The sequence below is a fragment of the Rouxiella sp. T17 genome, assembly GCF_036663475.1.
Taxonomy (GTDB): Bacteria; Pseudomonadota; Gammaproteobacteria; order Enterobacterales; family Enterobacteriaceae; genus Rouxiella.
This window is the reverse complement of record NZ_JAWUEA010000027.1, coordinates 188,367-208,106: the sequence shown is the minus strand read 5'-3', so window position 1 is coordinate 208,106 and position 19,740 is coordinate 188,367. Positions and strand designations below refer to the sequence as shown.

Here is a 19,740-nt window from a genome sequence, read left to right as displayed (position 1 = left end):
CTTCTTAACAGAATGATGCCAAGAACGCGTCTAGCCTTACCCGCTTAAGAGGGTATATCTCTTTTTACCCCCTTAAAGGGGTATATACTAATTTACCCTCTACAAGGGGTAATGTTGCTATTACCCGTGGCAAAGGGTAATGTTCACTTTATAAACAAGGGTTGCAGTTAGAGGCTTTATGAAGATAACGTCGCCTAAACAGTTAGCTATCCACCTGAAAGATCTGCGAAAAACGCAAAAAATCAGTCAGGCGGCTATAGCGAGTAGAGTTGGCATCAAGCAGGACACGCTCTCCAAATTTGAACTCAATCCTGATACCACCAAGATTGAAACCTTCTTCAAAATTTTGTCGGCGCTGAATCTCGAATTGCATGTTGAGCCCAAAGGGGAAAACAAACGGTCGCAAGGGTGGACGGAAGAATGGTGAGCAATCGTTTATCTGTTTATATGAATGGATTCCTGACAGGGACGCTGCTTCAGGAAAAAAATGGCGCGCATACTTTTACCTATGATCCATCATGGCTGGCGACTGTTGATGCTCGCCCTATCTCGCTGTCCCTTCCCCTGCGTCAGACAGAATATAAAGGCGCTGAAGTCTTTAACTTTTTTGATAATTTGCTGCCGGACAATAGAAATATTCGCGAAAGAATAGCGGCAAAATTTCACGCTAAATCAATGCAACCTTTTGACCTGCTTTATGAAATAGGTCGAGATTGTGTTGGCGCACTATTGCTGCTTCCAGAAGGCGAGCCTCTTCCCGAGCTTCAGGTAATCAATGGGCGTCCTTTAACTGATTCAACGTTAGCGACAGTGCTTGAGAGTTACCGATCAGAAACAGTTTCTGATGAAGCAGATAACGATTTTCGTATTTCCATTGCGGGCGCTCAGGAAAAAACGGCTTTATTACGTTTTGAAGATTGCTGGCAATTACCTCAAGGCGTCACGCCCACAACACACATTTTCAAATTGCCTATGGGCAGCATTCAAAGTCATAGCCACACGCTTGATTTAACAGACAGTGTGGAGAACGAATGGCTTTGTCTGCGTATCGCAAAAGCTTATGGTTTGAACGTTGCCGATTGCGAAATGGTTAAAGTAAAAGATGTTAAAGCATTGGCCGTAAAGCGTTTTGACCGCCGGTTTTCGGGCGATCATTCGTGGATAATCAGGTTGCCCCAAGAGGATTTTTGCCAAATTCAGGGCATCCCCTCAGCGCAAAAATATGAAAGCGATGGCGGCCCGGATATTGCCAATATCATGCATTTGCTGCTCGGATCAGAAAATGCACTAGCAGATCGCCATGTTTTTATGAAGACTCAGGTCTTATTTTGGCTCTTGGCCGCAAGCGATGGACATGCCAAAAATTTTTCGATTTTTATCCTTCCGAGAGGCGGTTATAGGCTTACCCCGCTTTATGACATTCTTTCATGCTATCCGATGATGGGAGGAGCCGGTTTGGCAAAGCAGGATATAAAGCTCGCAATGAGTCTAGCCTCGACAAGGAAAGGCAAAAAATATCACTGGCAGACGATTTTTCCAGAGCATTTTTTAGCAACCGCCAGGAAATGCGGATTTGATGAGTCCACCATGCAAGAAATTCTGATGGATTTTTATGAGCAAACGCCTGAGGTACTCGCCAGAGTTCGTGCTGAGCTGCCTGAAGGTTTTCCGCAAAAAATTAGTGATGCTATTTTTGGAGGCATCGAGAAAATTTATTCTCGGCTAGGCAAACCACCGAGATAAATCATATAAATTCTTTTAATAAGTCTTTATTTTATTTAAATGATATTGACCCGATGAAGAGAGGAGCATTTTTTAGCGGGTTAATGCGTCTCGCAATGCGGTATTATTTGTTTAATGTTGTTTAATGTTTTTTAATCGATCCCTTTAAAGAGCCTCTAGCTCATTTCACACGCTGATTACCCCAATGACGCTTAATTCGCACGCCCCGCTTTATGTTCTAGATGCTCAACCTGTCTTTAATGGTCAAACAGTTTTTGACGGCCATAACGATCTGCTGCTGCGCCTTTGGCTGCACGAAGCCGACGATCCCGTGGCGCAATTTCTTGACCATAAACTCGATGGCCATCTGGATTTAACGCGCATGCGTCGCGGCGGTTTTGCCGGTGGGCTGTTTGCCGTATTTATTCCACCCGCCTCTTACATGCCGAAGCTAAAGCCGAATGCCGAGCTTGCGCCGCACGATCCGCTGGCGATTACCCAGCAGCAGATCGCCCTGCTTCAGCGTATTGAAACTCAGTCGGGCGGGCGGACAAAACTGTGCCGCACGGTGGCCGAAATTGAAAATTGTATCGCGCAAGGCGTGCTGGCGATGGTGCTGCATATAGAAGGCGCGGAGGCTATCGACGTGTCGCTGGGCAATCTCGACAGCCTTTATCAGGCCGGATTGCGCAGTATCGGGCCATTGTGGAACCTGCCGAATCAGTTTGGCGTGGGCGTAACAGGCGATTTTCCGGGCTCACCCGATAGCGGCGACGGGCTGACATTGGCCGGTTTAAGCCTGCTGCGCGCCTGTAATAGAAAAAAAATTCTTATCGATTTGTCGCACATGAATGAAAAAGCGTTCTGGCAGACGGCGCGTTTTAGCGATGCTCCGCTGGTGGCGACACACTCAAACGCTCACGCTCTGTGCGCCCAGCCACGTAATCTCACCGACCGGCAGCTGGCCGCCATTGCAGAGAGCGACGGTTTTGTCGGTGTGAATTTCGGCAATGCCTTCCTACGCGCCGACGGCAAGCGCGATGCCGACACGCCGCTAGAAAGAATCGTGCAACATATTGATTACTTGATAGAAAAAGTGGGAGAAGATCGCGTGGGGCTGGGCTCCGATTTTGACGGCATCAGTGTGCCAGAAGCGTTAGGCGATGTTACGGGCCTGCCTTTACTGTTACAAGCGATGAAACAAGCCGGTTACAATAACGCGCTGATTGAGAAACTCGCCTGCCGCAACTGGCTAAAAGTATTAAAACAAACTTGGGGTGAATAACCTCAAAACGCCGCTGTGCGCTGTTTTCAGCCGTAATAACCTTATACTTTGCGTGGTTGATATCACTTTCGCTTAGGAGGAACATCTGCGGCGCAAATTTCAATATTTGACAACGAGCACTTCATCTGCCGGAATTAATACGGGCATGATGTTTTTTTAACCTGCAACACCATGAGGAGTCGACTATGACCACTTGGACTAAACCTAAATTTGTAGATCTGCGTCTGGGCTTAGAAGTTACGCTGTACATCTCTAACCGCTAATCCCCCATGCCCACGGCTCGCTGTGGGCATTTTTCTTTTTTTTTCACTTCCTGGTCTACACATGCTGATTAACGTTCTTGGTTCCGCTGCGGGCGGTGGCTTCCCTCAGTGGAACTGCAACTGTAATAACTGTCAGGGCGTGCGTAACGGCACCATGAAAACCTCGGCGCGTACGCAATCCTCGATTGCTATCAGTGATGACGGTATTGATTGGGTGCTTTGTAATGCATCGCCAGACGTTTGCCATCAAATTGCCGCCACGCCTGATTTAATTAAACACGGTGTGCTGCGCGGTACTGCGATTGGCTCGATAATTCTTACGGATAGCCAGATTGATCACAGCGCAGGCTTGCTCAATTTGCGCGAAGGCTGTCCGCATCAGGTGTGGTGTACGCCTGAGGTCCATCAGGATCTGACTACCGGTTTTCCGGTCTTTACCATGCTGTCCCATTGGAACGGCGGGCTGGTCCATCACGCGATTGACCCCGACGAGGCGTTTTCAACCGCCGTCTGTCCTGCCCTGAAATTTACTGCCATTCCTTTATTAAGCAACGCGCCGCCGTATTCCGAATATCGCGGCAAGCCACTGCCGGGTCACAACATTGCGCTGTTTATCGAAGATACTCGCACCGGCAAAACGCTGATGTATGCACCGGGACTTGGCGAGCCCGACGACGCGCTGATGGGCTGGCTGAAAAAGGCCGACTGTTTGCTGATCGACGGCACGCTGTGGCGCGACAATGAGTTGGCGAATACCGGCGTGGGCCGCAATACCGGCAAAGATATGGGTCATCTGGCGCTGGCCGAGAAACAGGGGCTGATGGAGCTGCTCTCCTCGCTGCCTGCCGAGCGCAAGATCCTTATTCATATCAACAATACCAACCCGATCCTCGATGAATCCTCTGCCGAACGCCAGGCTCTGAACGAGCAAGGCATCGAAGTGAGCTGGGACGGCATGCGTATAGAACTTTAGGAAACGCACATGAAATCATTTGATTCCTCGGCGGCGCTGATGACGCCGCAAGAGTTTGAACAGGCACTGCGCGCCAAGGGTGCTTATTATCATATTCATCACCCTTACCACATTGCGATGCACAACGGTCAGGCGACCCGCGAGCAGATTCAGGGCTGGGTAGCGAACCGTTTCTATTATCAGACCAGCATTCCGATGAAAGACGCGGCGATTATGGCCAACTGTCCGGATGCGCAGACCCGGCGTAAATGGGTGCAGCGCATTCTCGACCACGACGGTCACGGCGACAGCGAAGGCGGAATCGAAGCCTGGTTGCAGCTTGGCGAGGCCGTGGGTCTCGACCGCGACGTGCTGCTTTCAGAAAAAATGGTGCTGCCGGGCGTGCGTTTTGCCGTTGATGCCTACGTCAACTTTGCCCGTCGCGCGGTGTGGCAAGAGGCCGCCTGTAGCTCGCTGACCGAGCTGTTTGCACCGCAGATTCACCAGTCGCGCCTCGACAGCTGGCCGACCCATTATCAGTGGATCCAGCCGGAAGGTTATCATTACTTCCGCAGCCGTCTGAGTCAAGCAAATCGCGACGTCGAGCACGGTCTGGAGCTGGCGCTGGAGTACTGTAATACTGTTGAGAAGCAGCAGCGGATGCTGGAAATCCTGCAATTCAAGCTGGATATTCTCTGGACCCTGCTCGACTCGATGACCATGGCTTACGCGCTCGACCGTCCGCCTTACCACAGCGTGACGCAGCAGGCGGTGTGGCATAACGGCGTGTAAAAGCGCCAAGCTATTCATTGTTAAATAGATAGTTGTTGAATATAAAAACAATAAACCAAGAACGATTGCTCAGAGAACAATGCAATGATCGAGATTAACGTCAATCAGGTGCCAATGTTTCGTCGTGGCTTCCGCCTCCAGTGGGAACCGACGCAGGATTGTTACGTGATCCTTTACCCTGAAGGTATGGCAAAACTTAACGAAAGCGCCGCCATGATTCTGGAAAATGTTGACGGAAAACGTCTGCTTTCAGAAATCATCGACGGCCTGAATCAGCGTTTCCCGGAAGCGGGCGGCGTGGATGAAGACGTGAAAGAGTTTTTTGCCCAAGCCTATGAACAAAAGTGGATAATTTTCCGTGAACCTGCCTAAACCTCAGGTCAAACCGCCGCTCTGGTTGCTGGCGGAATTGACTTACCGTTGTCCGTTGCAGTGTCCCTACTGCTCAAACCCGCTTGATTTTGCCAAGCAGGAACAAGAGCTGACCACCGAACAATGGATTACGGTGTTTGAACAGGCCCGCGAAATGGGGGCTGTACAGATAGGTTTCTCCGGCGGTGAACCGCTGGTGCGCAAGGATTTGCCTGAGCTTATCAAGGCGGCACGCGACCTCGGTTTTTATACCAACCTGATTACCTCAGGTATTGGTTTAACCGAAAAGAAAATCGATGCCTTCGCCGAAGCCGGTCTGGACCACATTCAGATAAGCTTCCAGGCGAGTGACGAAACCCTGAATGCCGCGCTGGCCGGTTCGGCGAAAGCGTTCCAGCAGAAGCTGGACATGGCAAAAGCGGTCAAGGCCCACGGTTATCCGATGGTGCTTAATTTCGTGTTGCATCGCCATAATATTCATCAGATCGATAAAATCATCGAACTCAGCATCGAGCTTGAGGCCGACGACGTCGAGCTGGCAACCTGTCAGTTTTACGGCTGGGCGCAGCTCAACCGCGAAGGTTTACTGCCTACGCGCCAGCAAATTGCCGACGCCGAAGCCGTGGTGGCAGAGTATCGCGTCAAGATGGCCGATAAAGGCAATCTGGCGAACCTGCTGTTTGTGACGCCGGACTATTACGAAGAGCGTCCTAAAGGCTGCATGGGCGGATGGGGCGCGATTTTCCTCAGCGTCACGCCTGAAGGTATGGCGCTGCCGTGCCACAGCGCGCGCCAGCTGCCGGTTGAGTTTCCGTCGGTGCTTGAACATTCATTGCAGGATATTTGGTACAACTCGTTTGGTTTCAACAAATATCGCGGCTTTGACTGGATGCCGGAGCCTTGCCGTTCCTGTTCAGAAAAAGAGAAAGATTACGGCGGCTGTCGCTGTCAGGCGTTTATGTTGACGGGCAATGCAGACAACACCGATCCCGTGTGTTCCAAATCGCCGCATCACGGCAAAATTTTGGAAGCGCGCGAGCAGGCCAACTGCACCAACATTCAGGTCAACCAGCTGCAATTCCGTAATCGCCGTAATTCTCAACAGCTGATTTTCAAAACGCCGGTTGCATGAAACAACAACGGCTGCGGCTCGCCAACGGCCTGTGGGTCACGCTAACTCACGATCCGCAGGCGACGCGCGCGGCCGCGCTGTATCACCTTGCCGTCGGCAGTCATCACGAGCCTGAACAGTGGCCGGGTTTAGCCCATCTGTTTGAGCACGTGGTGTTTGCCGGCAGCGAAAGTTTTCAGCAGCAGCAGCGATTAATGAGCTGGGCGCAGGCTGAAGGCGCGCGGCTCAACGCCACGACGTTACCTACCGCCACCGCCTGGTTTTTTGATGTGACGGCCTCCAAGCTTGAGGCGGGTTTCGCTCGCCTGAGTGACATGTTGGCGCGTCCGTTGTTATCGCTTGAAGCCGTTGAGCAAGAAACCGCCGTAATCGACGCAGAATTCCATCTTTTAGCCGCCGATCCCGACACATTGTGTGAAGCTGCTCTTGGCGCAGCCTTCGCTACGCCTAAAGCATTAAAACGTTTTCACGTCGGCAATTTGGTTTCTTTTAGTGACCCTTCTTTTAGTGGCAATTCGTTCAGTAGCAATTCTTTCAGTAGCAATCCACTTAATAACAACAGCCTCGCTTTGCAGCAGGCGCTGCGCAATTACCATCAACACTTTTTTAATACCGAGCTGCTCACCCTGTGGATTTCCGGGCCACAGCCGCTTGAAGAGTTGGCGGCGTTAGCCACGCGCTATGCCGAGGTGTTTGCCCCTGCGCATAATTTCCAGCCGCCCAATACCGAACCTCTTAGCCTGCATGGACAACGCGCATTCGCCATGAAATTGGCGGGCGCGGCGCGCTTGCAGCTCTCTTTTAAATTAGAGATAACCAGACAAAAGGCCGTTTCTTTAACCGTGCTTCGTCAGTTGGTTATCGACGAGGCGCAGCGCGGCTTGCTAGATGTGCTTAGCGCGCGCGGATTGTGCGACAGTTTGCAGCTAATAAAGCCCTATGAAAGCGAAACGGAGGCGATCTTAACCTTTGAGTTTTTGCTAAACGCGGGTGAGCAACAGCTTGCGGCCGAGGTCGAAACCATTTTTGCCTGCTGGCTGCGCCAGCTCGAGATGCTAACCACGACGCAGCTTCAGCACTACGCGCGCCTTGCCGCCGAGCAATTTTCTCGCCTCTCGCCGGTCGATCGTTTGCGTACGATAGCCTTTGATTTTCAACCGATTATCGCGCTTGATGCTGCTTTGCTGGAAGATTGGCAAAAGCTGTTACCCCAATTGACGACGAGCAACATGACACGACTCTGGGTAACGCCAGAAATTGCAGCCGAAGATCAGCTGATTCAAGGCTTTACGCTGCCGATAAAAGCGATTACGTGGCAAAGCGCGCAAAAAAATCCGCCTGTCGATTTTACTTTTTATCCGCAGCGACACGCGCCCGATGCTCCGCCATTGCCCCTTGAACGGGTATCCTTACCTCATCACGCGGCGGACTCACTTTTATTGGCAGGACAAAAGCCGGGCGTACTCATTTTGAGTCCCGCATTGGGCCACGCGTTGCCGCCTCGTTGGGCGCATATTATTCAGGCTTCGCTGCGGGCGATTATCGGCCAAGGTGCGCATCGTGGCGCCAGCCTTTCATTCGAAAATTATCAGGGACAATGGCTGTTACAGCTCAGCGGCGACAATGACGTGATGCTCACCACGTTGGATGCCGTAATAACGCAGCTGAATGTGCTTTCTCAAGCGCTAAACAACAATGCCGCTAAAGTCTTGATTGCCAAGGGAGAAAGGCAGTTTGTGCAGGCCGAACAGTCGCTGCAAACGGAGATTGCCATTCGCTGCCTGCTGAACCAGCTGCCGCGATTGCTGAGCCAAAATGCTAACGAGCTGCAAGATTCGTTTTCGCTACCGATTTTGCCTTGGCGGGCGGCGCTTTATGGCGGCGATGCAGATAAGGATAAAGGCGTGCTTCATGACGCTATTTCGCGTCTGTTAAGCCGTTTCCCGGGCAAAATCAATCCCGATCTTTCTCCGGCTTTAGCGCCGACACCTTCTCGCGCCAGCTATGCGTTTCCGACGACCAGTCAAGACGCCGCCGTGCTGCTGTTTTGCCCGCTGGTCGAGCAAACTCCGCGCTGTCTGGCCGCGTGGCAGATTATGGCGTCACTGTTTGAGCCGCGTTTCTTTCAGCGTTTACGGGTTGAGTTGAATCTTGGCTACGTCGTGACCTGCCGCTTTATGCAGTCTGCGGGAGAAAGCGGCATGCTGTTTGCGGTGCAATCGCCCACTCATTCCGTGCAGCAAATCGTTGAGCCGATCGCGCAGTTTATCGATGATATGAAAAGTATCGTTGCCGAAGTTGGTGAGAATGAACTTGCCGCGAAAATCGCCGATTTACAGCAGAATCTGGCCCTTTCCTCTTCCGATCCCAACGAGCGCGCTCGCGAACAGTGGCTGCGTGAACACCTCTACACTTCCGCTCTTACGCACGACTCTCTCTCCTCGTTTTCAATTACCGATTTAAATGATTTTTATTCGAAAATGATCGCCCAAAACTCTACCTGGTGGTGGCTGAATAACCGGCCTGAAGACAGCACAAATCAGTGAGTCACTAGCGGAAAGAGATCGATGAACATGATGGGATAGGTCAGGCTGGCGCATCATCCATGTTCTAACATTTTTTGACGTAAAACACGCCCTTCTTGCAGCGACTTTATAGCCCTTTCGTTAGGTTTACTATTTTCCATTTGCTTAAGCATTTGCTGGGCGTCTTTATCCGTCAGGACATAATGCCAAAACCCTTGAGTCGTGAACAGATTAGTAGTGGAGTTCATGTGCTACGCTTTGTTTTAGATTCAATTGCTGAAAACACCTCTTTAGTACACAGACTAAAAACATAAACATGCAAAATGAGGAACCACAGATGACTAAAGTATTGGTACTTTATCATTCAATGTATGGTCACATTGAAACGATGGCGCAGCATGTAGCAGAAGGTGCAAAAGGCGTGGCGGGCGTTGAAGTGACGGTCAAACGCGTGCCGGAAGTGATGGACCCGCAGTCTTTCGCGGCAGCGGGCGGCAAGAGCGATCAGCCTGCGCCTATCGCCGATCCTCACGAGTTGGCGGATTACGACGCCATTATTATTGGCACCCCGACCCGTTTCGGTAATATGTCGGGCCAGATGCGTAACTTCCTCGACAGAACCGGCGGCCTGTGGGCTAAAGGCGCATTAGTGGGAAAAGTCGCTAGCGTATTTACCTCAACCGGTACGGGCGGCGGCGAAGAGATGACCATCACCTCCACCTGGACTACCCTCGCCCACCACGGCATGATCATCGTGCCAATCGGTTATAGCACGCCCGAACTGTTTGATATTTCACAGGTTGGCGGTGGTACGCCTTACGGCGCCTCAACGATCGCGGCGGGTGACGGCTCTCGTCAACCTGACGCGCGGGAACTTGCTATCGCCCATCATCAGGGTAAATATGTCGCGCAGATTGCAGCAAAAATGACAGCCTGATTATTTAGTGTTTTTAATAAACTAAACTAACAACGCGGATAAGGGAGATCCTTTATTCGCGTTGCTTATTGTTTTTAATAAATCGCTTATAAAAAACGGCTTGTATTAAACCTTTTAAAAATTAAAGTAATAAAATTAAAAATAATATAAAAGTAACGCGTAAAAACCCCTACATTACTTATTGATACTTTATAACTTAAGATTATTGAAAATTTATTTATATTTATTTTACCTGCAAAAAACCTCTCTCTCTTCCTTTCCCTTTTCTCGCCAAGTAATTAAATTATTTTCATATCTAGCGTTCTAATTCCGGCAGAATCGATTTTCCTGACTTGTCAGAATGAAATAATTTCAGCGCCCTTATACACTCTCATCACATTCCTAATAAATCTGACGACTTAATTAATTTAAATTAACTCTTATACTAAATTACATTGGATATAATAATGCTTTCTTTTTGCCGTATTAGACTTTTATTTTCTCTGGTGATATTAGCCTCACTGGCCTCTGGACTGGCGCAGGCAGAGGGCGGACTCTCTATTCAGGGAACGCGTATTGTTTATCCGCAAGGCGCAAAACAGGTTAGCGTTTCGCTGATGAACTCTTCGACGACTGACTCTTTTCTCGTGCAGTCGTGGGTCGAAGATGCGACGGGTAAGAAATCTCCAGACTTTATTGTCACGCCGCCGCTCTATCTAAGCGGGCCTAAAAATGAAAATATCGTCAGGGTCATGTATGCAGGCGGAGACTTGCCCACCGACCATGAATCGCTCTATTACTTTATTGAAAAAGCCATACCTTCCCTTGATAAGTCGAAAATAGGCAATGGCAACGTGTTGTTGATCGCCGCGGCAAATCGTATCAAGCTGTTTATTCGTCCAAAGGGTTTACTTCAGGACGTTAACTCGGCAGCAAATACTTTACGTTTCGACCGAGTCGGCAACAAATTACAAATAACTAATTCATCGCCTTATTACTTGACGCTTACAGATATTATTTATAATCACCAAGAAATTAATAGCTTTATGATTGCGCCTAAAAGCCAGCTAATGCAAACGTTGCCAGTAGGCTCCGATAAAACCATTACCTACCATTATATAAATGATTTTGGTGGGACTTCCGACAGCATCAAGAAAAATATTTTACCCTGATTTAATTTTACCACTTTAAAGCTATTTTTATTTCCCGCCTATTATTTTCACCAGGAAGGGGGATTTCTGCTTGATAATTAAAATAAAAGAAACTGTGAAATGAATAATAAATCTTGGCGGCAGATAACAAAAAAAGAGACCGTCATTAAAGCAAAACGTATTTTTAATGTCACACCCTTGGCAGTGGTTTTATTTACTCTTTTTCCGGGCGCAGCTAAAGCCGGGCTCTATTTCGACCCTTCAATGCTGGATGCAACCTCGGGCCAACCTGTGGCTGACCTGTCGCGTTTTGAACAGGCGGGAACCCAGTTACCCGGCACTTATCAGGTAGACGTTTTTATTAATGGTAATCAGCTTGCGAACAGAAAATTAAAATTTATCTCTTTACCTAAAGCAGGCGTATTGCCGAATACCGCAATGTCATTACCTCATGATGATACCGGGCTGATGGCTTGCCTGACTCCTGCCGATCTCGATGCTATGGCGGTCAATATCGCCCTCTTTCCGGCAATGGCGAATTTACCTACAGCGGCCTGCGTCGCGCCCGGCAATTTTATTCCGCAGGCTTTCACAGCTTTTGATTTTCAGAAAATGCGGCTGGATATCAGTATTCCGCAGGCTGCGATGAAAAACCTGCCACAGGACTGGATCCCGCCGGAACGCTGGGACGAAGGCATCAACGCCGCCCTGCTCAGCTATCGTTATAGCGGCAGCACTAACCATGGCCGCTACGGCGATAGCAGCAGTAATAACCTGAGTTTAAGCAGCGGATTAAATCTCGGCGCATGGCGTTTGCGAGATAACAGCAACTGGAGCAGCTATCAAAGCAGCCAGAGCAGCAGTTACCAATGGCAGCACATTGACAGCTATGTCGAGCGGGCAATTATTCCGTTACGCAGCGAATTGAAGCTGGGCGACAGTTTTACCGAAAGCGATGTGTTTAATTCGCTCTCTTTTCGCGGTGTCATGCTGGCAAGCAACGATGACATGTATCCCGATAATCAGCGAGGTTTCGCGCCGTCAATAAAAGGGGTCGCGCACAGCAACGCCCAAGTCGAGATTCGTCAGAACGGCAATGTGATTTATCAAACCTTTGTCGCCCCCGGCGCCTTTGATATCAAAGATTTATATTCGATGTCATCGAGTGGCGACTTGGACGTCACGGTCACCGAAGCTGACGGCGGCATCACGCATTTTATGGTGCCTTACTCGTCGGTTCCGATGCTACAGCGCGACGGCCACCTCCGTTATGGGCTGACCGCTGGCCGTTATCGCAGTAATAGCGACCGTTATGACCATCCACAGTTCATGCAGGCCACCCTGTTATGGGGATTGCCGCACAGTATTACTGCCTATGGCGGCATTCAGCTTGCCGAGCGTTATCGGGCTGGCGCACTGGGCGCGGGCATGAACATGGGGGATTGGGGAGCAATTTCTGCCGACGCAACGCAGGCCGACAGCACGCTAAACGATGGCAGCCGTCATCAGGGTCAGTCTTATCGCTTCCTTTATGGTCGTTCGCTGGTCTCGACCGGCACCACGCTACAGCTGGCGGGCTATCGTTATTCAACCCAGGGTTTTCATACCCTTGATGAAACCGCGCTTAAAGGAATGACCGGCTGGCTTTATGACTTTAACCGGCTTGATGTCAACGGCCGGCCGGTAAAACGCCCATATACCGATTATTACAACCTTTACAACACGCGACGCGCCAGCCTTGAGGTGAATATTTCACAGACGCTGGGCGATTTTGGCTCCTTGTATGTGAGCGGTACGCAGCAAACTTTTTGGAATAGCAGCGCAACCTCTCGCTCGCTGCGCGCAGGCTACAGCAACAGCATCAACCAGATAAGTTACACGATTTCATTGGGTTATAGTCGCATTAGCGGCCAGCCGGAAGCCGATAAAACCGCCTTCCTTTCTCTTTCGGTGCCGCTGGATGCCTGGCTACCTCACAGCGACAGCACGGCGCAGCAGCACACGATGTGGGCTAACTACAACACCAATCGCAACAGCGACGGCAGTTTTACCCATCAGGCAGGATTGAGTGGCAATGCGCTGGATGAAAATAATCTGAGCTGGAATGTGTCGCAGGGTTATGACCCCCATAGCGGAAATAGCGGCAACGCGGGCGCAGATTATAGCGGCACTTACGGCAGTACCAGTGCGGGTTACAGCTATGGTCATGACTATCGCCAGATGAATTATGGCGTGTCGGGCGGCGTGATACTCCATCGCAACGGTCTTACAGTCGGTCAGTCGCTGGGTCGTACCAATATTTTGGTCGCCGCCCCGGGGGCCAATGATGTTGGCGTCGAAAACGGTACAGGTGTCCATACCGATTGGCGTGGCTACACCGTCGTGCCTTACGCCAGTGACTATCGTGAAAATCGCGTTGCGCTGGATATCAACCAGCTGGATGACCACACCGATCTCGACAACGTAGTCACCAGCGTTATTCCCACCGAGGGCGCCATCGTCCGTGCCAACTTCAAGGCGCGCAGCGGCGTGCGAGCGCTTATGACCCTAACGCACAACGGCCAGCCGCTGCCCTTCGGCAGCACAATTATGCAGGCTGACAATGCAAGTCTGGTCGGCGACGACGGTCAGGTTTATCTCACCGGCCTTGCGCCGAAGGGCACGCTAACCGCCCAGTGGGGCGAAGGTGCAAATCAACATTGTGCGGTGAAATATCAGTTGCCCAAAGATGCCCTGCAACAATCGTTGGTACGCACCAAAGCTGTATGCAGTTAATCCCAAGCTCACTTTATCTACGCGGCCAAAATATTGGCTGCTTTTCGAATACTTTACTAAATGAGAGAACTACACATGTGTTTAATTAAAAAAAGAAACCTGATGCTGAGCGTTATTTCCGCTGCTTTATTGGCGACCTGCTGGGGCGCTCAGGCTGCATACGACACCGCTAACCTTACAATAACTGCAACCGTGGTGGCGAATACCTGTACTCTAAAAACGACAAAAGTAACAGCCGATCTAAAAAGGATTTCAGCAAGAGATTTAACTGGTGCAGGAATTGAAAAAGGCAACACACCTTTTAGTTTAGAATTAACAAACTGCTCAGCTGGGACAACGGGTGTCACGATAGAAGCAACAGGGAAAAAAATTTCCAATAGCCCTGAATTATTTGAGTCTACAGGTTCAGCAACAGGCGTTGGCATTAAAATCATGGGAGGTGATCATAAAGTAAATTTAGCTAAGGAAGACGCAAAGTATGATGTAAAGGGTAAAAGCACAAATGCTCAGTTAAATTTCACCGCATCATTGGTGCAAGCGAATGCAACAGTTACACCTGGAAGTGTTGATAGTAGCATCAGCCTTGCAGTAAGTTACGACTAATTAGACTAAAACTTATAGTAACCGGAAACAGTGTATTGATTCCGGTAATTTTCTATTTATCATCAGTTTGGATTAAAGAAATATGAATAGACTATTTATTATATTAACGCTCGCGATAGCTTTTTTAGTGCCGAATTTAGTTTTAGCTAAGCCATTATCAGGCTGGGCTCAAAATGAAACTCAGATTCCCGCTCTAGGCAATACTAATACCCTTCAAGTTCGTGGGGTTTATAAGATGTATTTTAATGTAAAGCCATTAGGAAAAACTAATGAACAGGATTTAGAAAAATGTTTAAACTTATCTCGCGTTAGGGCCAGCTGGGAAGCTTTACAAAATGGTAAAATCACAGCTAGGGAAGACCATGAAATAACTGACTTAACAACTCATGAATTCTTAATAAGCGGGAATGCAGGGATACAAACGACGCTACAAAAGGGGAAAATAACCGGTTATTTAACTAATAGTTGCCATAGGCCGGTCGAATTCGGCATGAACATATCCGATAAGCTAGATGTTAGTAATGCATCAATTGAGGGTTTATGGGGTGCGTCCATTATTGTACCTGCTGCAAGAACGTGTGGTGTAGAATTGGTAAAAGATAATATTGACTTTGGAGATACAAAGCCTGGCTCCACCATAAAGAACCGTAGCATACAGTTTGAGCGCTTCACTGGGAATAGCCTAATCGAAATGACATCGGCTCATTTGAAAAACAATCAACTTAAATTAGGAAACTCAAATGATTTAATATTAAGCGTGCCGTCTATATATGAAGAGGATCAAAAAACTTGGTTTACCGATGTCTCCAGCCCCACTATTCCACTAACTCTAAAAGCATCTGCTTCATTACAGCCCGGTACATATACATCCCACCTGACCGTTAAATTAAACTGCCAATAATGATATTTTGGTTACCTTATTAACCCCTTAATAGTTGAAAACTATTTAAATGAAGAGATTATTTATTACCGCTCTATGGGTTGTTTTCATTAACCTGATAGCCGTCACTTCCACGCAGGCTGTCGAAATGTTTATCGGGGGCGAAAGCAGCACCCCTATTAACGAGGAGCAGCTTGCAAAAGAATTTCTTTTAACCGGCGATTTCACCCTGTTTTTAAACAAAAAATTGATTCGGGATCAGTGTATTTCCATTAAAAGCTTTATTATTACCTGGACAATGCCGAATGACATAAAAACCGTTTATATACAGAAATTAGGCCGTGAAGGGAGCCATTGGAAAAGTGCGGTCAAACCCAATACCCGCGTACAGCCGCGCATTAAAGTTACCGGTATAGTGACCAATCGTTGTAAAAGCCCGCAGAAAATATCGCTTGAGGTTTTACTATTTATGCGGAGCGACCCGAACGATGAGAAACGGTTATTTCTTAAGGAGATTTTACTGCCCTCACCTGAAATATGTTCCGTAAGACTCACGCCCGATGTTATCTCTTTTGGCACTATTTCTGCCGGTCAAAATTATTATGAGTACATCAATTACGAGGGTAATGGCGATGTAGCCATCAGCTCGCCTTTCATGAAAAATGGGCGTTTATTGCTAAATAACGATCCCACCATGGAAATCAGTGTCCCCTCTACGTTTAACTCTACCAACAATAGCTGGGAAACGTCGCAGCATCAGGGCGGTATTCCGTTAACGTTGAAGGTGGATAAAGCGGCAAAAGCTGGAAATTACAAGGCCCATCTCACCGCCACGCTGAGTTGTCCCTAGTTGTTTTGATAACCGACTTGTTTTAATAACTGACTTGTTTTAATAACCGAATCGTTTTAATAACCGAATCGTTTTAGAAAATCCTCGTTGCTGTAAAAATAGAGAACGACTGTAAAAAGCTGGGCCTATAAAAACAGGTTGACGTATTCCCCGCGGGATTCGATGCTTGAAGGCTGTTGCAGCCTTTCTTTCAGCCTACTTTTTACAGCCTACTTACAGCAACATTGGGGAATCAAAATGTCGTTAGTCTCCCTTTCGCATCTCGGCGAACTCTCCGTGGATGAGTGGGATGCCCTGGTTCCTGCCGGACAGCCTTTCCTGCGCCACGCTTTTCTAACGGCGCTCGAAGAGAGCGGATCGCTCGGGCCAAACTCTGGTTGGCAAAGCGCGCATCTTGTATGGAAAGAGTACGGAAAAATTGTGGCGGCGGTGCCGGGTTATCGCAAAAATAACTCCTCGGGCGAATACGTTTTTGACCACGCGTGGGCCGACGCCTGCCATCGCGCGCGTATTCCGTACTATCCAAAATGGCTGGGCGCGGCGCCTTTTAGCCCCGTCGGCGGTAGACGCTTGCTCGGCACGCCCGACGCGGCGCAGCAGCTGTTACAGGCGCTGCCCGATTTTCTCGAACAGCACGACCTGTCGAGCGCACACATTAATTTTACCGACACCCGCGACAATCAGCTGCTGGGCGACTCACCTGACTGGCTGCATCGGCTGGGCTGTCAGTATCATTGGCACAACCGCAACTATCGAGATTTTCAGGATTTTCTCGATACGCTCACCTCACGCAAACGTAAGCAGATTCGCAAAGAGCGCGAGCTGGTTATCGCGCAGGGCTTTGAATTTCGCTGGCTCGAAGGCGCGCAGATTTCAGAAACGCAGTGGGATTTCATCTACGACTGCTACGCCAATACCTATTATGTGCGCGGCCACCCGCCTTATCTGACCCGCGAATTTTTCTCGCTGCTGGCCGAACGCATGCCCGAAACCATTCAGGTGGTCATGGCCGAACAGGGCGGAAAACCCGTGGCGATGGCGCTGAGTTTAGTCAGCGGCGATACCTTTTACGGGCGTTACTGGGGCTGCCTCGCCGAATACGATCGGCTGCATTTCGAGACCTGTTTTTATCAGGGCATGGATTACGCGATGGCGAAAGGGCTGGCGCGATTCGACGCGGGCGCGCAGGGCGAGCACAAGCTGATTCGGGGTTTTGAGCCGGTTCTCACCCACTCGTGGCACTATTTGCGGCATCCCGGATTGCGCAGCGCGGTGGAAGATTATCTGGCGCAGGAGCGTGACGGCGTGCGCGCCTGGGCTGTCGAAGCCCGCGACGCGCTGCCTTATCGTCATGAACAGGCCTGACCTTTTTGTATTGTTGCTACCTTTTCATGTCGTAAACCGTGCCTTAAATCATGCATTAAGGCATGCCGACAAAACCGCCGGTCTGATGCTGCCACAGTCGCGCATACAGGCCGTTTTGCGCCAGCAGCTCGCCGTGACTGCCAATTTCGACGATTTTGCCCTGACCCAGCACCACCAGCCGGTCCATCTTGGCGATGGTCGACAGACGGTGGGCAATCGCTATCACCGTTTTGTGGGTCATCAGCGTTTCCAGACTCTCCTGAATCGCCGCCTCAACTTCTGAATCCAGCGCCGAGGTCGCCTCATCCATAATCAGAATCGGCGCGTTTTTCAGCAGCACGCGAGCAATCGCAATACGCTGACGCTGGCCGCCCGACAGTTTCACCCCACGCTCGCCGACGTGCGCGTCCAGCCCCATGCGGCCCTGCGGATCGGAAAGCAGCGGAATAAATTCGTCGGCGCGTGCCTGACGAATCGCGTTGGTCAGCTCTTCCTCACTGGCGTTCGGGCGTCCATACAGCAGGTTATCGCGAATTGAACGATGCAGCAGCGAGGTGTCTTGAGTGATCATGCCGATTTGCGCGCGTAAGCTCTCCTGCGTGACCTGCGAAATATCCTGCTCGTCAATCAGAATGCGGCCGCCGTCGATGTCGTACAATCTCAGCAGCAGATTCACCAGCGTCGATTTACCCGCGCCCGACGGCCCGATCAGCCCAATTTTCTCGCCCGGACGAATCGCCAGATCCAGCCCGTTAATCACGCTACGACTTTTACCGGTAACGCTACTGCCGTAGTTAAAATCGACGTGATCAAAATGAATCGCGCCCTGACTCACTTTTAGGCGCGGAGCCTGCGGTTTGTCCGTCACCGAAACCGGCTGGGCAATAGTTTGCAGGCCATCCTGCACCATGCCGATGTTTTCGAAGATGCCGTTGACCACCCACATAATCCAGCCCGACATATTCACGATGCGAATAACCAAGCCGGTCGCCAGCGCAATCGCCCCCACGCTTATCAGCGACTGCGTCCACAGCCACAGCGCTAAACCGGTGGTGCTGACGATCAGCAGGCCGTTAAGCGTGGTAATCGTGACGTCCATTCCCGTGACCAATCGGCTCGCCATCTGCGTTTTGTGCGTCTGTTCGCTGATCGCCTCACGCGCGTAGTTCTGCTCGAGATCCGTGTGGGCAAAAAGTTTCAGCGTCGCGATATTGGTATAGCCGTCGACAATCGTCCCCATCAGCTTGGATCGCGCCTCTGAAGAAATCACCGAGCGGGCTTTCACGCGCGGCACGAAATACCACAGACTAAGCCCGTAGAGCACAATCCAGGCGATAAGCGGGATCATTAAATGCCAGTCGGCTTCGGCAAACAGCACCAGCGCAGAGACCGCGTAAATCACCACGTGCCAAATGGCGTCTACCGCCTGCACCGCCGAATCGCGCAGCGAATTACCCGTCTGCATGATGCGCTGGGCGATACGTCCGGCAAAATCGTTCTGGAAAAAGTTCAGGCTCTGGCGCAGCACGTAATTGTGGTTCTGCCAGCGGATCAGGCTGGTCATGCTCGGGCTGATCGACTGATGGACCAGCAAATCGTGCAGCCCGATAAAAATCGGCCGCATGATCAGCGCGACCACCGCCATCCACAGCAGTTCGCCCGCGTGATCGCTAAAGAACGTCGCCGCCGGCGTGCTGCGGGTCAGGTCGATAAGCGTACTCAGATAGCTGAACAGCGACACCTCGATTAACGAAGCCACCAGCCCGACGACCAACAGCGCCAGAAAGCTCGGCCACACCTGCTTGAGATAGTAAAAATAGAAGGGCCAGACTTTATCGGGTGCCGTCTGGTTCGGCGGCGTTTTAAAAACGTCGATCATCCGTTCAAAATAACGGTACAGCATACGCGCCTCTCATATTCTGGAAATCGCGGGCAGTCCCGCCCCGGTCCAATCAATAACATTCACTGTAAATACAGCATCGTAAATACAAAGCGTAGTGCATTTTAGCGAATGTTTGCGGGCAGACTTATCGCAAACCGGCGGGTGTAAAGCGAGGGGGAGAAGGTATTTCCGGCGAATAAACGTGCGTAAAAAGTGCGCTCGCCATCACGGCGTGTCGTTAAGTGTGGTATAAAAACCGCCCTGCTCACTCACAA

Annotated in this window: 18 protein-coding genes; 16 read left to right on the top strand and 2 right to left on the bottom strand. The window is 50.2% G+C overall.

The window, feature by feature from the left end:
• Positions 1 to 178: 178 nt before the first annotated feature.
• The 9 genes from SC206_RS08705 to pqqF all read left to right on the top strand — a co-directional run bounded on the left by SC206_RS08705 (position 179) and on the right by pqqF (position 9,064).
• Positions 179 to 427, top strand: coding sequence for a helix-turn-helix domain-containing protein (locus SC206_RS08705; RefSeq protein WP_332736199.1), 249 nt, complete (start codon positions 179 to 181; stop codon positions 425 to 427).
• Positions 421 to 1,743, top strand: coding sequence for a type II toxin-antitoxin system HipA family toxin (locus tag SC206_RS08700; RefSeq protein ID WP_332736197.1), 1,323 nt, complete (start codon positions 421 to 423; stop codon positions 1,741 to 1,743). The genes SC206_RS08705 and SC206_RS08700 overlap by 7 nt, the downstream gene beginning before the upstream one ends.
• Positions 1,744 to 1,927: 184 nt before the next feature.
• Complete coding sequence (locus tag SC206_RS08695) at positions 1,928 to 3,007, top strand: dipeptidase (protein ID WP_332736195.1); 1,080 nt, start codon at positions 1,928 to 1,930, stop codon at positions 3,005 to 3,007.
• 185 nt (positions 3,008 to 3,192) lie between these two features.
• Complete coding sequence (gene pqqA / locus SC206_RS08690) at positions 3,193 to 3,270, top strand: pyrroloquinoline quinone precursor peptide PqqA (protein ID WP_038328232.1); 78 nt, start codon at positions 3,193 to 3,195, stop codon at positions 3,268 to 3,270.
• A gap of 61 nt (positions 3,271 to 3,331) precedes the next feature.
• Positions 3,332 to 4,243, top strand: coding sequence for a pyrroloquinoline quinone biosynthesis protein PqqB (gene pqqB, locus SC206_RS08685; RefSeq protein ID WP_009635651.1), 912 nt, complete (start codon positions 3,332 to 3,334; stop codon positions 4,241 to 4,243).
• 9 nt (positions 4,244 to 4,252) lie between these two features.
• The gene (gene pqqC / locus SC206_RS08680) at positions 4,253 to 5,014 is read left to right on the top strand and encodes a pyrroloquinoline-quinone synthase PqqC (protein ID WP_332736188.1); all 762 of its coding nucleotides are present in this window, start codon (positions 4,253 to 4,255) and stop codon (positions 5,012 to 5,014) included.
• Between the two features lie 84 nt (positions 5,015 to 5,098).
• On the top strand, positions 5,099 to 5,386 hold the full coding sequence (gene pqqD / locus SC206_RS08675) for a pyrroloquinoline quinone biosynthesis peptide chaperone PqqD (RefSeq protein WP_332736186.1): 288 nt from the start codon (positions 5,099 to 5,101) through the stop codon (positions 5,384 to 5,386).
• Positions 5,373 to 6,518, top strand: coding sequence for a pyrroloquinoline quinone biosynthesis protein PqqE (gene pqqE / locus SC206_RS08670; protein ID WP_332736184.1), 1,146 nt, complete (start codon positions 5,373 to 5,375; stop codon positions 6,516 to 6,518). Before pqqD ends, pqqE begins: the two co-directional genes overlap by 14 nt.
• Positions 6,515 to 9,064 carry a pyrroloquinoline quinone biosynthesis protein PqqF gene (gene pqqF / locus SC206_RS08665; RefSeq protein ID WP_332736182.1) on the top strand — a complete coding sequence of 850 codons (2,550 nt, stop codon included), beginning with the start codon at positions 6,515 to 6,517 and terminating at the stop codon, positions 9,062 to 9,064. The genes pqqE and pqqF overlap by 4 nt, the downstream gene beginning before the upstream one ends.
• 53 nt (positions 9,065 to 9,117) lie before the next feature.
• Here the strand turns inward: pqqF and SC206_RS08660 are convergent, their stop codons facing one another.
• Positions 9,118 to 9,291 (bottom strand): hypothetical protein, encoded by a 174-nt coding sequence (locus SC206_RS08660; RefSeq protein WP_332736180.1) that lies wholly within the window; start codon positions 9,289 to 9,291, stop codon positions 9,118 to 9,120.
• An 89-nt stretch (positions 9,292 to 9,380) separates the two neighbouring features.
• Between SC206_RS08660 and wrbA the strand changes: the two genes are divergently transcribed.
• The 7 genes from wrbA (at position 9,381) to SC206_RS08625 (ending at position 17,583) form a co-directional block, all read left to right on the top strand.
• Positions 9,381 to 9,980, top strand: a complete 600-nt coding sequence (gene wrbA, locus SC206_RS08655) for an NAD(P)H:quinone oxidoreductase (RefSeq protein ID WP_332736178.1) — start codon at positions 9,381 to 9,383, stop codon at positions 9,978 to 9,980.
• A gap of 446 nt (positions 9,981 to 10,426) precedes the next feature.
• Positions 10,427 to 11,131, top strand: a complete 705-nt coding sequence (locus tag SC206_RS08650; RefSeq protein WP_332736175.1) for a fimbria/pilus periplasmic chaperone — start codon at positions 10,427 to 10,429, stop codon at positions 11,129 to 11,131.
• Between the two features lie 99 nt (positions 11,132 to 11,230).
• Entirely contained in the window at positions 11,231 to 13,885 is a 2,655-nt protein-coding gene (locus SC206_RS08645) for a fimbrial biogenesis usher protein (RefSeq protein WP_332736173.1), read from the top strand.
• Positions 13,886 to 13,960: 75 nt separating this feature from the next.
• Positions 13,961 to 14,488, top strand: a complete 528-nt coding sequence (locus SC206_RS08640) for a fimbrial protein (protein ID WP_332736171.1) — start codon at positions 13,961 to 13,963, stop codon at positions 14,486 to 14,488.
• 82 nt (positions 14,489 to 14,570) lie between these two features.
• Positions 14,571 to 15,389, top strand: a complete 819-nt coding sequence (locus tag SC206_RS08635; protein WP_332736169.1) for a hypothetical protein — start codon at positions 14,571 to 14,573, stop codon at positions 15,387 to 15,389.
• A 49-nt stretch (positions 15,390 to 15,438) separates the two neighbouring features.
• Positions 15,439 to 16,218, top strand: coding sequence for a hypothetical protein (locus SC206_RS08630; protein WP_332736167.1), 780 nt, complete (start codon positions 15,439 to 15,441; stop codon positions 16,216 to 16,218).
• A 237-nt stretch (positions 16,219 to 16,455) separates the two neighbouring features.
• Complete coding sequence (locus SC206_RS08625; protein WP_332736165.1) at positions 16,456 to 17,583, top strand: GNAT family N-acetyltransferase; 1,128 nt, start codon at positions 16,456 to 16,458, stop codon at positions 17,581 to 17,583.
• 55 nt (positions 17,584 to 17,638) lie between these two features.
• Here SC206_RS08625 and SC206_RS08620 read toward each other — a convergent pair whose 3' ends face one another.
• Positions 17,639 to 19,486, bottom strand: a complete 1,848-nt coding sequence (locus SC206_RS08620) for an ABC transporter ATP-binding protein (RefSeq protein WP_332736163.1) — start codon at positions 19,484 to 19,486, stop codon at positions 17,639 to 17,641.
• Between the last annotated feature and the right edge of the window lie 254 nt (positions 19,487 to 19,740).

Bases quoted from the DNA above. Each gene is read 5' to 3' on its own strand.
- pqqA (WP_038328232.1), top strand. From the start codon at position 3,193: ATGACCACTTGGACTAAACCTAAATTTGTAGATCTGCGTCTGGGCTTA.
- wrbA (WP_332736178.1), top strand. From the start codon at position 9,381: ATGACTAAAGTATTGGTACTTTATCATTCAATGTATGGTCACATTGAA.
- SC206_RS08630 (WP_332736167.1), top strand. From the start codon at position 15,439: ATGAAGAGATTATTTATTACCGCTCTATGGGTTGTTTTCATTAACCTG.
- SC206_RS08645 (WP_332736173.1), top strand. From the start codon at position 11,231: ATGAATAATAAATCTTGGCGGCAGATAACAAAAAAAGAGACCGTCATT.
- SC206_RS08660 (WP_332736180.1), bottom strand. From the start codon at position 9,291: ATGAACTCCACTACTAATCTGTTCACGACTCAAGGGTTTTGGCATTAT.
- SC206_RS08625 (WP_332736165.1), top strand. From the start codon at position 16,456: ATGTCGTTAGTCTCCCTTTCGCATCTCGGCGAACTCTCCGTGGATGAG.
- pqqB (WP_009635651.1), top strand. From the start codon at position 3,332: ATGCTGATTAACGTTCTTGGTTCCGCTGCGGGCGGTGGCTTCCCTCAG.
- pqqD (WP_332736186.1), top strand. From the start codon at position 5,099: ATGATCGAGATTAACGTCAATCAGGTGCCAATGTTTCGTCGTGGCTTC.
- SC206_RS08695 (WP_332736195.1), top strand. From the start codon at position 1,928: ATGACGCTTAATTCGCACGCCCCGCTTTATGTTCTAGATGCTCAACCT.
- SC206_RS08635 (WP_332736169.1), top strand. From the start codon at position 14,571: ATGAATAGACTATTTATTATATTAACGCTCGCGATAGCTTTTTTAGTG.
- SC206_RS08700 (WP_332736197.1), top strand. From the start codon at position 421: ATGGTGAGCAATCGTTTATCTGTTTATATGAATGGATTCCTGACAGGG.
- SC206_RS08650 (WP_332736175.1), top strand. From the start codon at position 10,427: ATGCTTTCTTTTTGCCGTATTAGACTTTTATTTTCTCTGGTGATATTA.
- pqqC (WP_332736188.1), top strand. From the start codon at position 4,253: ATGAAATCATTTGATTCCTCGGCGGCGCTGATGACGCCGCAAGAGTTT.
- SC206_RS08640 (WP_332736171.1), top strand. From the start codon at position 13,961: ATGTGTTTAATTAAAAAAAGAAACCTGATGCTGAGCGTTATTTCCGCT.
- SC206_RS08620 (WP_332736163.1), bottom strand. From the start codon at position 19,486: ATGCTGTACCGTTATTTTGAACGGATGATCGACGTTTTTAAAACGCCG.
- pqqF (WP_332736182.1), top strand. From the start codon at position 6,515: ATGAAACAACAACGGCTGCGGCTCGCCAACGGCCTGTGGGTCACGCTA.
- SC206_RS08705 (WP_332736199.1), top strand. From the start codon at position 179: ATGAAGATAACGTCGCCTAAACAGTTAGCTATCCACCTGAAAGATCTG.